Origin of the sequence: Thalassomonas sp. RHCl1, from assembly GCF_947387555.1 — a bacterium.
Lineage (GTDB): Bacteria > Pseudomonadota > Gammaproteobacteria > Enterobacterales > Alteromonadaceae > Thalassomonas.
The window spans coordinates 455,837-470,873 of record NZ_CANDNZ010000001.1 but is presented as its reverse complement, the minus strand read 5'-3'; the positions used below and the strand labels follow the sequence as shown (position 1 = coordinate 470,873).

The window sequence follows — 15,037 nt, the reverse complement described above, 5'->3', positions numbered from 1 at the left end:
AAACTATTGTGTAACAACCTAGGAACCCCTTTTTGGACAACATATCTACAGAAATACTCTTTGCCATTCTTGGCTTATTGATCGTATTTTCAGCGTATTTTTCGAGCTCAGAAACCGGCATGATGGCCCTGAACCGTTACCGGTTAAGGCATCTTGAAAAACAAAATCACAAAGGCGCCAAGCGGGTCAGTAACCTCTTGGCTCGTCCCGATCGTTTGATCGGGTTAATATTAATCGGCAATAACCTGGTTAATATAGCCGCTTCTGCTATCGCTACCATTATCGGCTTACGCTTGCTGGGGGATGTCGGGGTCTTGGCTGCCACCGTAATCTTAACCCTGGTGATCCTTATATTTGCAGAAGTAACACCAAAAACGCTTGCGGCCCTATATCCTGAAAAGATCGCCTTTCCCAGCTCACTGTTCCTTACTTTATTACTTAAGTTGCTTTATCCTTTGGTTATTGTCGTCAACTCGATCACCAACGGTTTCTTGATGTTGTTAGGGATCAGTTCAGAGCAAAGGGAACAGCACAGTCTGAGTACGGAAGAGCTGCGTACTGTGGTCAACGAGTCCGGCGCCCTGATCCCGGAGCGTAACCAGGATATGCTGGTCAGTATCTTAGATCTGGAAAAAGTCCATGTAGAAGACATTATGATCCCCCGTAACGAACTGATCGGTATCGATGTCAATGACGACTGGAAAAGGATCCAAAAGCAATTAACCCAGTCAAACCATACCCGGGTATTGCTTTACCGTGACAACATTGACGATGTCGTTGGTTATGTGCATGTCAGGGATGCGCTCAAACTGCTGTCAAAAAACCAGTTTACCAAAGCCACCCTGCTGCGCGCAGTGCGCGAACTTTATTTTATTCCCGAAGGCACACCGTTAAATGTCCAGCTACTAAAGTTTCAGCATGCAAAAGAGCGTCTGGGCTTAGTAGTGGATGAATACGGAGATATCCAGGGTTTAGTCACATTAGAGGATATCCTGGAAGAGATCGTCGGTGATTTCACCACCACCATGACGCCTACCGCCAGTGATGAGGTGCATCTGCAGCCGGACGGCAGTTATCTGGTCGACGGCAGTGCCAACATCCGGGACATTAATAAGGCGATGTCGTGGAAGTTACCCACTGACGGCCCTAAAACCCTCAACGGCTTGATTATCGAATATTTGGAAGATATCCCCCAGGCAAAACTCAGCGTCAGGATCGCCGGCTACCCGGTGGAGATCGTCGATGTCAGCGACAATATGATCAAATCCGTGCGCATCATGCCGGAATATTATATTGAAGACAAAACCGACGAGTAATAATCCCCGGTCTTTAACCCGATAAAATTCTCAAATAAGCCACGGTTAATAAACAGTGTAAACTAATAATATCACACTGTTTATTTTCCATTTCTATGATTCGAAATATCAAATCTCCTTCATAAATCCCGGACAAAGTCTCAAGCACTGAAAAGCATTTTGTGGATAATAAAAGCACAAACAAAACTTACCAACATAGTTATCCACAACATAGACATCAAAAATTAACTTTCCACAAATTCTGTGGATAACAAATGCCAGACCAATCAAATAGAGGCTTTGGAATTTGCAATATGTTTTTAACAAAAAAAAATAATATTTTTCTTGAAATCAGGCAAAGTTTTACTCCGGAAAATAAGCTATTTTTTTCCATAAAAACCTTGCTTTTTACCTAGATCTATTCTTTAGAATTTGCAGGATCTTTGTTCACTTTTCGCATATAAAAACAGTAAAAAATCAAGAAACTTTCTCTGAATAAGGACTGTTTTCCGCGATTATTTCCCGTCTAAGATCCTGTTCGGACAATAAACGATCGCAGATCGTATTAATTAACGCCAGCATCAGGATAAAAGGCCGCCTGCTGGCAAGACATGGCAATAGCGGCGCCGATAACAAAAAACCCCGCAAAGCGCTTTCGCCTGGCGGGGTTCTTAAAATAAGCCGTTCAACCGGGTATTAACCGAACAGCAAACGCCATAACCAGCTCTTATCCAGATCGGCTTCACAGCTCTTTAACTGACTGCTGTAACGTTTGGCCCGGTTATCAACTTTTCTCGCCACCTTAACCAGCCAGCCCTTCTTCTTGTAGCTTTTACGCTTATAGCCGCCCCAGCCTTCGTGATAATTCAAATATTGGCCATAAGCATCCCATTTGGATACCTTGTTCAGCTTCTGGGTTTTAAAAATAAACCAGCCCATAAAGTCGATGGCATCGTCAAAATCATCCCGGTCGGCGCCCGAGTTATCGGTTTCACGGACATAGTCATCCCAGGTCATGGTTTTCGCCTGTGAATAACCGTAAGCGCTGCTCACCCTTCCCCAGGGAATAAAGCCAAGCAGGTAGTCCCTGGGAGGCAAAGCATCCGCCTTAAACGAGCTTTCCTGATACATCATACTCATAGGCACATGTATCGGCACTCCCCACCTTTCCCTTACTTCTTTAGCGGCAAAATACCAGTCCCTGTGCTCCCTGAATATCTCACAAAGATTTTCGGGATTTTTTGGTGGAGCAGTTGCGCAACCCGCCAAGCTAACAGTCAGGACAGCAGCAAGTATTGCTGATTTTGAAACACCCATAAATAGTCACCCTCGTTTGATATACCCGCATGATGCCAGATTAAAAATAAAAATACAGGTGGAAAATCAATTAACTTGCGGTAAGCATTTGCAAGGTCAATGCTCAAAGCGCAACTTTCACATGATTGCAGGTAATTCTCGCCATACATAAAAGAAATTCCCCCCGGTTGGCAATTTAAAATGAACTTTATTCCCCGGGGTTACTCCTACCTTACGAGAGACTTTTATTTCCCTTAGTGATTTATGTTTATTACATATGACGCGCGTTTTTATAACGCGCTTTTTTTTTGCCTGATAGTTTTTTCCCCGGCGGCAGGAAAAAATAAAATGAAAAAAGTTTTACCGGGAATGAACTTATCGGTATTCACCGACTCTTATTAAGGTATGAAGATTGAGAGACTTCTATTTCCCTTAGTGATTTATGTTTTATAAACAGAGTGCGCGTTTTTATAACGCGCTTTTTTTTGCCTGATACTTTTTCACCCGGTGCAGAAAAAATAAAAAAGTGAAATAGAAATGAACTTATCGGTTTTCACCGACTCTTACTAACGGTATGAAGATTGAGAGACTTCTATTTCCCTTAGTGATTTATGTTTGATAAACAAAGCGCGCGTTTTTATAACGCGCTTTTTTTTGCCCGATTTTTATCTTCCGGCTCAATAAGTGCCGAAAACCCGGCTTATGGGATATAAAGACAAAAGCCGCGACCATGGACAAAGCAATTGCGAAATCACAATCTCCCTGGCCCCGGCCCGGCTTAAATGATATTGGTTGGCAAAGCGAAGATATTAAATGCAAAGTATTTATTCACATCTACTATCTGTCCGTTATCAGGCGAAATAATCTTTTAGAAAGTCATCGTAACTTAACACGTCACTGGCTTCGATTTCCGCCTGATCCTGATGCGATTTAGCGACGCTGGCAACAAAACCGCTCTCATTATAAAACTGATAGCCGTTCTCCAGCTGCGACTCCCGGTAGCTGGCGGCAGATGACAGGGCAAACTTGGTCAGGCTTTTCCCCTGGTTAACCACTAAATCAACTAAACGGGCCGAAGGGGTCAGATCTGGGTTGTTAATTTTCGCCAGCTCCTCGGTAACCGACTGCTGATAACTGTTACTGTTGTTGGCCTTATCCAGCAAGCAAGCCACTTGCGTTAAATCCTTAAAGATTTCATTGCCCCACTGCACCAGGGATTTTTCCTGCTCGCCGTCATGTAACAACAAGGCCGGATCACGTCCGCGCAGCACCACTTCATCCATATTGCCTTCAAAAACCTTTTGGGTCGCGGCATCTAATCCCGGATTAGGCAGCAAGGCGCAATAGGTGAGGAAGATATCTAAAAAATAAACCTGCTCAAGACTGATACCGGTATCGACAAAAGGATTGATATCCAGCGCCCTGACTTCTATGTATTCCACGCCCCGGCGCTGCAGTGCTTCAGACGGCTTTTCACCGGATTTAGCCACCCGCTTGGGGCGGATTGGGGCATAAAGCTCATTTTCAATCTGCAGGATATTGCCGTTAAGTTGGCGGTATTCACCGTTGACCTTGACGCCGATTTCTGAAAATTCATCTGAACTCAGGCCGATAGCTTCCTGCACCCCGGCCACATAACCGTCCAGGCTATTATAACAAATATGCAAAGCCGACTGGGCGCTGTTGGTATAACCCAAGTCACTCATGCGCAACGAAGTGGCATGCTCTAAATATAAATAACCGCTGCCGGATTTTTTAAAAGGCAGCTGTTGGGGTTTGTTCTGTAAAAACGAAGAGCAGATCACCGGAGAGCTGCCGTATAAATAGGGGATCAACCAGCAAAAACGCTTATAGTTGCGGATCAGGGCAAAATAGCGGTCTGAGATAAAATCATCCAAGTTATCGCTGTTATTGTCGATTTTTTGCAGGTTTTTCCAGAAATCCCTGGAAAATGAAAAATTAAAATGTATCCCGGCGATCACCTGCATCATGCTGCCATAGCGGTTTTTCAGGCCCTGGCGGTAAGTGTTTTTCATCCGGCCGATATTAGACGTGCCGTATTGCGCCAGCGGAATTTTATCGGCGTCATTAACAAAACAGGGCATGCTCAAGGGCCATAGCAACTCACCGTCAATCTGCTTTAAGGTGAACTTTTGGATATCCTGCAATTGTGCAATCGCCGTTTCCGGCTCAAAACTTACCGGGGTAATAAATTCCAGTAAGGTTTCCGAATAATCCGTGGTGATATTCGGGTGTGTCAGTGCCGAGCCGATATCATAAGCATGTGGCTTTTCAGATAATTTACCTTCAGGCAGCACCCTTAGCGCTTCCCGCTCAATCCCCCGGCCAATGCCGGTTAGAGACGGTAAATAAGCCTCCTGATTAAAGGCCACAATATAATCGTTAAAAGATGACAAAATCACTCCCGGAGCAAATAGTTTTGCAAAAGATATCCCCTATTTAAGGGATAGCGTTAAGCTTTTCAATGATAGCCGACATTTATTTAACCTAAGTAAAGTAACAAAACATTGCTATCCTAAGCAGTACCTGACCGTGGAGACGATAAAATAATTACAAATATCTTCGTAAATACAGACAACTGCCCTGCTATTATCCCTCGCCATCAACATTCTTGATAGCCATTTCTTGCGTTCAATGAGAGAATAATGCAAATAAAGGCTGAAGACGGGTGAAAATCCCTAGTCAAATCAATAACCCGGCAGAAATAACCGAGTGTGAAAAACAACTTAGTTCGCTGGTCCATTTAATAAGAAGAAAAACAATGCAAGATAGTGTCTTAAGTTTACTACCGCCGGTTGTTGCCATTGCTATCGCCATCTGGCGCAAGAGTGCCCTGCTGGCTTTACTGTGCGCTTTGGTGCTTTGCCAGATAATGGTGGCCAAGTGGCAGCCGGTAACCGGCGTTGTCGGCAGTGTTGAAGGGCTTGCAGCGGTTTTTTCCTCCCTGGGCAATGTTTATATCATCACTTTCAGCCTGCTGATCGGCGCCCTGGTAAAACTCATGAATGCCTCAGGCGCCGTCAACGGTTTCATCAACCATCTCTCGGCCCTGAAACTGGTGAGAAATTCCCGCCAGGCAAGCCTGCTGCCCACCATCATCGGCACCAGCATCTTTACCGATACCAATTTAAGCATGTTTACCGGCGGCATGGCCAGCCAACAACTGTTTGACCAACACAAAATGAGTCGGGCACGCCTGGCCTATTTACTCGACTCCACCTGTGCCCCCATCAGCATACTGATCCTGGTAAACGGTTGGGGTGCCTACGTGCTGGGCTTATTGGACGGCTATTCTTTCGAAGATCCCGTGGGCATATTGATCGGCACCATAGGCTTTAATTTTTATGCCATTATCGCCGTAGCGCTGGCTTATTACACCGCATTTTCCGGTAAAGTCTACGGCCCGATGAAAAGTGCCGCCGTGGGCAACGGCTTAACCCAGCCGGAATTTAGCTCCCGGGTCGCCCCGGCACGGGTAATGTGGTTGCCGTTTATTGCTTTACTCGGCATCACCCTGGCCTTGCTGTGGGTTACCGGCGATGGCGATATCCGCCGCGGCTCAGGCTCTTTCTCCGTTTTCTGGGCCATTATCAGCGCCCTGGTGTTACTCATTGCCCTGATCAAGCTTTACCATCTGTTGACCATGAAAGAAGTTATTAAAATCTCAATTGAAGGGATACGCTACATGCTATTGCCTGTGGCTATTCTGGTGTTGTCTTTTGCCTTTGGCGATGCCATAAAGGCCCTGGGTACCGGCATTTATGTCAGCCAGCTGATGCATGTCGAAGTGCCGCTGTTTTTAATGGCGCCGATCATTTTTATCGCCGCCGCTATTATGGCCTTTGCTACCGGCACCTCCTGGGCAACTTTTGCGATATTGATCCCGATTGCGGTACCTGTGGCTGCACAAACCGGTTTGCCGGTGCATTTTCTGGTGGCAGCGGTTTTAGGGGGCGGCATCTTCGGCGATCACGCCTCGCCGATTTCTGATACCACAGTCGTCGCTTCCATTGCCAGCGGCTGTGATCATTTCGAGCATGTAAAAACCCAGCTCCCCTATGCCCTGGCAGCAGGAGCTGCCACCCTGATACTTTATACCTTAGTCGGCCTGAGCTTCTGACATGAGTCATGAATTTACCTTAGTTGCCGACTACCCCGACTTTTTAGTGGTGGATAAAGCCGCCGGGGTTAACTTCCATGACGAAGACAATTTAGGCCAGGGACTGTTTAACCTGGTTAAGGCACAGCTTAAGCAAAGTGAGCTCTATCCGGTACACCGATTGGATAAGATGACTTCGGGTTTAGTGATCTTTGCCAAGAGCCTGAGCAGTGCGCAGGCTTTCCAGCAAATGTTTGCCGCCCATCAGGTGGAAAAGTATTACCTGGCACTGAGCGATAAAAAACCCAATAAGAAACAGGGCTTGATCAAAGGCGATATGGCAAAAAGCCGCCGCGGTAGCTGGAAGCTGCTGCGCACCACAGAGAACCCGGCTATCAGCCAGTTTTTCTCTTATGCCCTGGGAGGCGGTAAACGTTTATATGTTGTCAAACCTCATTCCGGCAAAACCCACCAGATACGGGTGGCACTGAGCAGTATCAGCGCCCCGATTTTGGGCGATAGCCATTATTACCCACAGCCCAACAGCGATCGCGGCTATTTGCATGCCTACGCCCTGCGTTTTAGCTTGAATAACGAGGAATTCAGTTTCATTTGTCCCCCCAGTAGCGGCCAGGAATTTGTGCAGGCCGATTTCAGCAATAAGCTGCTCGATATCGGCCCTCCCTGGTTACTGAGCTGGCCTAAGCTTTAGCAACCGTGTTTCAGGTAAAGGCTAAGACAAGCAACCTATCTTACTCTGAAAATAATCAAGAAAAGCCCGGGTTTTCGCCGGGATGCTGCGGCTTTGGTACATTACCGTCAACTGCTGGGCCACGGGTTGCTTGCTAAGGGAAATGCGCTGCAGGCTCTGTTTTTCCCCCGCGAGCTGCACCACATAATCCGGCAGTTTTGCCAGGCCTAAATTACGCATGGCTGCCCCCAGTTGCATTTCAGGGCTGGCCAGCACTATCCGGCCATGTACCGGCACACTTTGCGTGGTATCCTGCCCCCGAAACAACCAGGGCTGGCTGGCAGCTGCCAGAATAGCCATCTCATTTTGCAAATCTTCCGGCGCTGACAAATGGCTGGCATCATAATCGCTGGAGGCGTAAATAGATTGTGGAAAACTGAGCAAGGTCCTGGCGACCCAATCGGATGCCGGCAGCTCATCTTCATGCAGGGCAAAAATCAAATCATATTTCAAATCCGTTTGCGGCATTGCCCCTGAATACTGGTGACAAAAAATACTGATCTGCGGATATAACACCGCAAACTCTGCCAATAAAGCGCTCATCACCTGATTAAAGAATTCCAACGGCAATAACAGGTTGAGTTTTCCTTTAGGCTGACTGATCAACGCCCCCAGCTCTTCTTCCACCTTGGATAATTCTTCGGTATGGGGCTTACACAAGCGGTATAACACCTGCCCCGCTTCTGTCAGGGCCTGGCGGCGGGTGCTGCGCACCAGCAGCTGACTGCCAAGTTGTTGTTCCAGCTGGGCAATATGACGGCTGAGCTTAGATTTAGGCATGCCCAGTTCAGCCGCCGCCTTGGTAAAAGAACCGGATTCAACCAAAGTGGCAAAGTATAAATAATCATCCAGGCTTGCCTGCTGCATGTTTCCATCCTGTATCGTTCGCTTTTATATTTTGTCCTAAAAATAGAACAATCTTTTTCATTAAACCCCACTAATCAAAAAAGCACAACTTGTTTACACTGGCCGCCATCAACAGACAACAGAAGTGAGTAAAAGAAGATGACAACAGCAGCAGTAAAAGAGCATATTGTAAAAGAAGTTACCGCAGAGAGCTTTGAACAGGAAGTGAATCAGCACGGCGGTAAAGTGCTGGTCGATTTTTATGCCCCCTGGTGCCAACCCTGCAAAATGATCGCCCCGGTAGTCGAGCAAATAGCCGAAGAACAGCCTCAGTTAAAGGTGGTTAAGGTAGATGCCGACAATGCCCAGGAATTAATGGCCAAATTTGGTATCCGCGGCATCCCGACTTTATTATTGATTGAAAACGGTGAAGTGGTTAATACCCAGGTAGGTGCCGCCTCGGTATCCCAGGTTCGTACCTTTGTCGGTGAATAAAAGGTAATGACTACAAGACCATAAATAAAATGAAGCCGCTGTTAACGTTAAAGTTAACAGCGGCTATTTTTTAGTTTTTGCTTAACTTTTTACTAAGTTATCCACCTTACAGCGAGTGGATAAACACCATAGCAATCGCCACAGGACAAACAAACTTGGTATACACAGGCCAAATCTTCCAGAACAAGCTGTTTTCAACGGTTTCATTGCCCAGTTTAATTTCGTTTAACAACTCATTACGCTGCCAAATCCAACCGACAAAAACACAACACAACATGGCAATAATAGGCTGACCGTATTGCGTGGCGATCATAGCCACCAGATCCAGCATAAAAGAAATGTTGACCACGATAACAATACTGATCAGTAAAATCACCAGACCGATGAAAGTGGTTGCTTTTTCCCGGGCCATATTATGACGCTCTACCGCATAAGATACCGGCCCTTCAAGCATAGAAATTGAAGAAGTCAGCGCCGCAATGCTCATCAGGACAAAAAAGGCAAAACCGATAAACAAGCCCATTTGTCCCATAGAATCAAACAGGGTCGGCAATACGGTAAAGACCAGGCTGGAACCTGAGATCAAACTACCGTCTTCTGCAAAAATCGCCACGCCCTGCGCCTGGGCCACGTACATGGCAGGGATAATCAACAAACCGGCTAAGAAAGCGATGCTGACATCAATTAAGGTTACCTGCGCCCCTAAGGTCACCAGGTTCTCTTTTTTAGAAATATACGAGCCGTAGATCACCATCACACTGGTACCCAGCGACAGGGAGAAAAACGCCTGCCCTAAAGCACTGACCAGTAAGTCGGGCTCCAACACCCGGGAAATATCCGGATTAAGGTAGGCCTGCAGACCTTCACTGGCACCTTCTTGGTTAACCACATAAATGATCAATAACACCAACAGCGCCAGCATCATAGGCATCAGGCGTTTCGACCACTTCTCTATCCCCTGCTCGACCCCGCGGCGGATAATATAAACGGTCATAAACATAAAGAGCACGGTAAAGAGCAGGTTACGAACAAGATCTTGGCTGATCACCCACTCGGCAACCGAGCTTAGACCAACAACGGTAAACACAGGCTCTACCGCATAAGACATCATCCAGCCAGCAATAATGCCGTAAAAACTTAAAATCAGGGAGGCACAGATAATACCGCCAAAACCAACGACAAAGGCAAAGTGTTTCTGCCAGGGACGTTTAGACATTTTTTGCAGGGAAGTCACCGCATTTGCCTGTCCGTAACGGCCAATTAATAACTCCGCCATAAAAGCGGGATAGGCCAGACAGAACGCCAGCACCAGATAAACTAAAACAAAAGCAGCACCTCCATTTCCTGCTGTTTGGGTGGGAAAGCCCCAGATATTTCCTAAACCTACGGCAGAGCCTGCCGCCGCCATAATAAAACCAATACGCGAGCTGAACCCGCCTCTAGACACACTCATGACATTTTCATCTTTATTATTATTTAAAAGCGGGGTTAATTTACTTAATGTGACGGTAAAAAAATAGGCTTATACGAGATTTTTCTTATTTTTAGTGGTTTTTAAAGGTAATAGGAGCTGTAAAGAATAACTTACTATAAAGATTACACTGGCTTTTATTGATGTCTATTCATTTGTAATAATCACCGACTAAAACAAAGCTGATTACTCAAAGCCTTACCAAAGAAGGAATGATGCTCTATAAACGCGATATCCCGGCAAAGAGTACATCGCGCTTAAAGGTTTTGACTATTCAAGCCACTTAATTACTTAAACACGCTTTTTCAAGCGCACTAACCCCATTAAGCCCAAAAGCAACAAGATATTCGCTGATGGTTCAGGAACATCGGCAAAATTAGTTGCACTTATGCGCCCCAATGTAGAAAATTGCAAAGATTCATCTTTTGTTACACTAACCCCTTCACAGTAAATGCAATCAAGAGGATTTACAGATGAATCCGTCTGTTCAAAAGATATTATTGAAACAGAGTGAGTCAGGCGAATCTCAAGGCCATTTACCATGGCTTGTTCAAAAGCAAGATACAATTCCTCTACTTCATCAAAGTTGACAAAATCCAGCTCTGCTTCTTCTGAAAATGAAATATTATAAAACTCTATCATCCGCTGTCCGGAAATAAGGCCATCTTCCTCTTTCGTTTTATATTGATAGTTTGATGTATGCAGAGCAATGTCCATTATGTCTGTATGCATGCCATAAAAAGAATCAGCACTGTGCTCATCAAAATAATCATATTGAAAATTTAGTGCCTGTAAAAAAGAATATGAATATTCAAGGGTAGGCTCTAAATCTGTCGCATCAAATTGAGCTTTAAATGAGGTTAAATTTTCCTGATAAACATGCTCATAATTAAAAAGAGACATAAAGTGATATTGATTTGTCATTTGAGCCTGCCCGATGACTTGCCCTTGGCTGCCATCGAGATCAAATGACTCGATACTCCCTGGAGAGGAACTACCGGAAAATTCAAAATTAATAGCAATGTCATATTGTTCACTATTAGATGCTATCAAATCATGCCTTTGAAGAGTCACTTTATACAGCTCTGATTGCTCGACATCCAAAGAAATGAAAGCCGCTGTGACATTGCTACTAAATAGAATGGATATAATTCCGATAAGTAATTTATTCATTGGGTTTGATCCTGTTTAAGAAAAACCTCATCAAGTGCCGGCCATAGGCAACAATCAAGCCACAACCCTTAGCTGATCTGAGGTTAAACCAGCTAAGAGAGATGTAAAAATAACTGACACTTTTGATATAAAAAAATAAGCAAGAGGATATAAAAATTATGGCCAGCTAGCTCATCAACTGAAAATCAAGTATGAAGGTATGAGAGAGAATGGACGCCAGTTCACAGCCATCTAAATCAAAAGATACTCTTTTTTACAAAAACAAATTAAGCCTCAGTACGCTGTTTTAAACGCACTAAACCTATAAGCCCTATTGCCAGCAATATATTCGTAGTAGGCTCTGGAACATCGACATAATCAATAGCAGTTGCCCTTGCCTTACCTTTGTACGTCAAACTCTCTTCCTTTAGTATTTTAACTCCTTCAACTTCTTCACAATAATTGAAGATTCCATCTGTGCACAAAGGGTCACCAAACGGATCAGTTAATTCGAAACTAATCAGGTTGATATGTTGGCTTATAGTAAACTCGCTACCTTTTGTTATCGCATCTTCAATGGCACTAAAAAGCTCATCTTGGTCATCAAAACTAGTAAATGGCAACTCTGTATCACCGTCAAGTATAATGTCGTACCTGGTCATCATGGCCTGACCGGCGATAGTTCCATTTTCATTATTGAGCCAATATCTTTCATTATGAGAGTTAGCTGATATCTCAACATTGCCAACATCTCCAAAATAATTAGGATCTGCACTTTGCTCTTCAAAAAAACTAACGAAGCGATGAAACGCACTCAGCGTCGCCGCTTCAGAAAAGTATTCCGTTGTACTGTCTGTAGCTTCTTTAATATACTTGCTGTTTAGTTCTGCCATCTCAGCCAAATATGGGTGATCCAATAAAAAAGGATTAATAGCAGCCCAAGCAACATCAACATCAGAATAACCGATTATCTGCCCCTGACTTCCTGATATTTCATCATGAACAAAGTTACGTGTGCGAAAAGAACCAATATTATTAACAGCAAGTGAAAGTTCGACTATATCGTTAGATTGAGCAACTAACCCTTTTTCAGTTCCATCAAAATGAGCTGCCCACCCCAAATTATCATAGAGTTCGGAGTCATAGATCTCAAATGAAATTAAGGCAGCATTTACATTTGTGGTAAGTAATACGGATAACATCCCGGCAAGTATTTTTTTCATTGGTTTTTTAGTCCCATACAACGAAAATTTTAAGTTATCGCCACAAAGCAAAAATCAAGCCAGTACCAGTTTACAATATCTGTGGCTTCCCCCCATTATCAAGTGTAAAAAATTCCGACAGATTTTGTATAAAAAATGAAAAGTTTGTTTATTTAAGAACAACAAAAAGTTTAAGTAATGAAAATGCCTTTGCCAATGAACAAAAAGTCAGATGAAAAGTCTCTTGAAAACCAAGGAATGATGTATTGAAAAATGTTGAATATGATAATGGCCGCAACGGAGGCAGCCATCATTTCTTATTGATACTTGCTCAGAGCAAAACCCTGTACTTATCTTCAAGATAAAGAGTCACAAACAATAATTAATCTTTAAAGTTCTTAAACTGAAAAGATTGCTCCATATCCGCTTCACGCACCAGCTGCATGACCGCTTGCAAGTCATCACGCTTCTTACCGGTCACCCGCACCTGATCGCCCTGGATAGCAGCCTGTACTTTAAGTTTGCTATCTTTAATCAGCTTAACTACTTTTTTCGCTACCGGCTGTTCAATGCCTTCTTTAAAAGTCACCTTACGGCTGAAAGTTTTACCTGAATGCACCGGCTCGGAAACCGTCATCGCTTTAGCGTCAATCTGGCGCTTGGCCAGGTTGCCACGGACGATATCCTGTAATTGGTTAACCTGGAAATCCTGCTCGGCTTTTAAGGTAATGACCGGCGAATCCCATTCTATGCTGGCTTCAACGCCGCGAAAGTCAAAACGGGTGCTTAATTCACGTACCGAGTTTTCGGTGGCGTTGCGAACTTCTTCTAAATTGATCTCAGAGACGATATCTAACGATGGCATAACTTGCTCTCAAAAATGTCTAAATAAATTAATGGATAAATATATGAAGGCAATGATAACAAAGCAAATAGTCAAGGGCTAGCGCTGTGCGGCGCGGGTCTGGATAGTTTAGATCTGGCGCAAAGTTAACTTTAGTAACATCTGGGTTAGCGAACTTAATTGCCATCATGATATCATAGCTTTTTTTATCGCCTTCGTTATTAATGGAAACCTGTCTTTGTGAGTGTTCGTCAACAGCTGTATTTGTTTTTATTCGTTATCTGTAGCCTGACAGGAGTCATTTTTTTGACCGAGGCCGGTAACCTGCTTTATAAACACACCCGACTTGATACCACAGGGCACTTTATCAGCTTTTTCCTGCTCGGCGTCCTGCTGCATTATGTGATCAAAATCTCCCTGTTTGTCAGCTGCTCCTGTTTAATCTTTTATGGTGCCCTGAGCGAACTCGGGCAATATTACCTCGGCTTTCGTAACGCCGAATTCAGGGACTTTTATGCCGATGCCATCGGAGTATTGGCCTTTGCACTGCTTAAATGGTGTATTTTCCTTTATCAAAGAAGAACGGCAATATGAATATCGTTATCCTCGGGCAGGGGGCAATAGGCCTGCTCTGGTATCGCGCCCTACAGCGCTTGGGCGGTGATAAAGTTAATGTCAAAATATTCCCTTCCTCTACAGTCCCAACCGCCAGCCAGACATTTACCTTCACCGAACTTTCAGGCTTAAGTGAACAAAGACCGCTGATAACTGCCGATAAAACGGCCCTGAGCGGATGTGATCACTTACTGGTCTGTGTAAAATCCTATCAGGTCAAGCAGGCACTGGTACCGGTACTTCCTAATCTAAATACCGGTAGCAGCATCATTTTAAGCCATAACGGCATGGGCACCTTAGCTGAACTGCCGGAACAGATAATTGATAAGCACGCAATATTAACCCTGTTAACCACCCATGGCTGCTTGCGTGTCAAACCCAAGCATATCCGCCATACTGGACATGGCTTCAGCGATATAGGTTTAGTATCAGGCCAGCTGACCGTAAAACAACAAACAGAGCTAACAAATTTGTTAAACCTTGCCCTGCCCCGGGTAGAATGGACAAACAATATTGTAGAAAAACAGTGGCGCAAACTGGCGGTTAATAGTGTCATTAACCCGTTAACCGCCCTGCACCAGTTGAAAAATGGCCAAATACTGGCAGATAAGTTTACGACGCAAATAACCGCGATATTAACTGAAGTTACCCAAGTAGCAAAAAGCCAGGGGGTTGAGCTAGATCTCAGGGAATTAGAGCAAGTAGTAACAGGCGTGGCACAGGCAACCAGCAATAATATTTCTTCAATGCGTTGCGATGTGCTCGGTGGTAAAAAAACCGAAATTGATTATATCAGCGGTTATATTCATCGACTCGGGGAAGAACAGCACATTGCAACCCCGGAAAATACCCGTTTATGGCAGCAGGTTTCGACGTTGTAAAAAACCGCGCTTCCCGAACGCCCATAAACCACGGCATACATAAGCTCCAGTAAATAAAAAGCCCCGCTG

Annotated in this window: 13 protein-coding genes; 6 read left to right on the top strand and 7 right to left on the bottom strand. The window is 44.5% G+C overall.

Annotated features, from left to right (window positions below; all coding sequences use genetic code 11):
- The first annotated feature begins 32 nt into the window (after positions 1-32).
- The gene (locus QL234_RS02140; RefSeq protein WP_281556212.1) at positions 33-1,316 is read left to right on the top strand and encodes a CNNM domain-containing protein; all 1,284 of its coding nucleotides are present in this window, start codon (positions 33-35) and stop codon (positions 1,314-1,316) included.
- Positions 1,317-1,991: 675 nt separating this feature from the next.
- Here QL234_RS02140 and QL234_RS02135 read toward each other — a convergent pair.
- Both QL234_RS02135 and gshA read right to left on the bottom strand, forming a co-directional pair.
- Positions 1,992-2,612: a lipoprotein gene (locus QL234_RS02135; RefSeq protein ID WP_044835863.1), complete on the bottom strand. Its 621-nt coding sequence runs from the start codon at positions 2,610-2,612 to the stop codon at positions 1,992-1,994.
- 830 nt (positions 2,613-3,442) lie between these two features.
- Positions 3,443-5,008, bottom strand: a complete 1,566-nt coding sequence (gshA, locus tag QL234_RS02130; protein ID WP_281556211.1) for a glutamate--cysteine ligase — start codon at positions 5,006-5,008, stop codon at positions 3,443-3,445.
- A gap of 365 nt (positions 5,009-5,373) precedes the next feature.
- On the opposite strand from gshA, the gene QL234_RS02125 reads away from it, so the two are divergent.
- On the top strand, positions 5,374-6,732 hold the full coding sequence (locus QL234_RS02125) for a Na+/H+ antiporter NhaC family protein (RefSeq protein WP_281556210.1): 1,359 nt from the start codon (positions 5,374-5,376) through the stop codon (positions 6,730-6,732).
- Position 6,733: 1 nt separating this feature from the next.
- A complete protein-coding gene (locus tag QL234_RS02120) occupies positions 6,734-7,423 on the top strand; it encodes a TIGR01621 family pseudouridine synthase (RefSeq protein ID WP_281556209.1) in 690 nt (229 codons plus the stop codon).
- Between the two features lie 21 nt (positions 7,424-7,444).
- Here the strand turns inward: QL234_RS02120 and QL234_RS02115 are convergent, their stop codons facing one another.
- Positions 7,445-8,329: a LysR family transcriptional regulator gene (locus QL234_RS02115; RefSeq protein WP_281556208.1), complete on the bottom strand. Its 885-nt coding sequence runs from the start codon at positions 8,327-8,329 to the stop codon at positions 7,445-7,447.
- A 138-nt stretch (positions 8,330-8,467) separates the two neighbouring features.
- Between QL234_RS02115 and trxA the strand changes: the two genes are divergently transcribed.
- Positions 8,468-8,803: a thioredoxin gene (gene trxA / locus QL234_RS02110; protein ID WP_281556207.1), complete on the top strand. Its 336-nt coding sequence runs from the start codon at positions 8,468-8,470 to the stop codon at positions 8,801-8,803.
- A 106-nt stretch (positions 8,804-8,909) separates the two neighbouring features.
- Here trxA and QL234_RS02105 read toward each other — a convergent pair whose 3' ends face one another.
- The 4 genes from QL234_RS02105 to QL234_RS02090 form a co-directional block, all read right to left on the bottom strand.
- Positions 8,910-10,256, bottom strand: a complete 1,347-nt coding sequence (locus QL234_RS02105; RefSeq protein ID WP_281556206.1) for a sodium-dependent transporter — start codon at positions 10,254-10,256, stop codon at positions 8,910-8,912.
- A 309-nt stretch (positions 10,257-10,565) separates the two neighbouring features.
- The gene (locus QL234_RS02100; RefSeq protein ID WP_281556205.1) at positions 10,566-11,447 is read right to left on the bottom strand and encodes a PEP-CTERM sorting domain-containing protein; all 882 of its coding nucleotides are present in this window, start codon (positions 11,445-11,447) and stop codon (positions 10,566-10,568) included.
- A gap of 266 nt (positions 11,448-11,713) precedes the next feature.
- On the bottom strand, positions 11,714-12,649 hold the full coding sequence (locus tag QL234_RS02095) for a PEP-CTERM sorting domain-containing protein (RefSeq protein WP_281556204.1): 936 nt from the start codon (positions 12,647-12,649) through the stop codon (positions 11,714-11,716).
- Between the two features lie 361 nt (positions 12,650-13,010).
- Entirely contained in the window at positions 13,011-13,493 is a 483-nt protein-coding gene (locus tag QL234_RS02090; protein WP_044835871.1) for a YajQ family cyclic di-GMP-binding protein, read from the bottom strand.
- A gap of 285 nt (positions 13,494-13,778) precedes the next feature.
- Here QL234_RS02090 and QL234_RS02085 point away from each other — a divergent pair, with 285 nt between their 5' ends.
- Both QL234_RS02085 and QL234_RS02080 read left to right on the top strand, forming a co-directional pair.
- On the top strand, positions 13,779-14,066 hold the full coding sequence (locus QL234_RS02085; RefSeq protein ID WP_281556203.1) for a VanZ family protein: 288 nt from the start codon (positions 13,779-13,781) through the stop codon (positions 14,064-14,066).
- Positions 14,063-14,968 carry a 2-dehydropantoate 2-reductase gene (locus QL234_RS02080; RefSeq protein ID WP_281556202.1) on the top strand — a complete coding sequence of 302 codons (906 nt, stop codon included), beginning with the start codon at positions 14,063-14,065 and terminating at the stop codon, positions 14,966-14,968. The genes QL234_RS02085 and QL234_RS02080 overlap by 4 nt, the downstream gene beginning before the upstream one ends.
- The last annotated feature ends 69 nt before the right edge of the window (positions 14,969-15,037 follow it).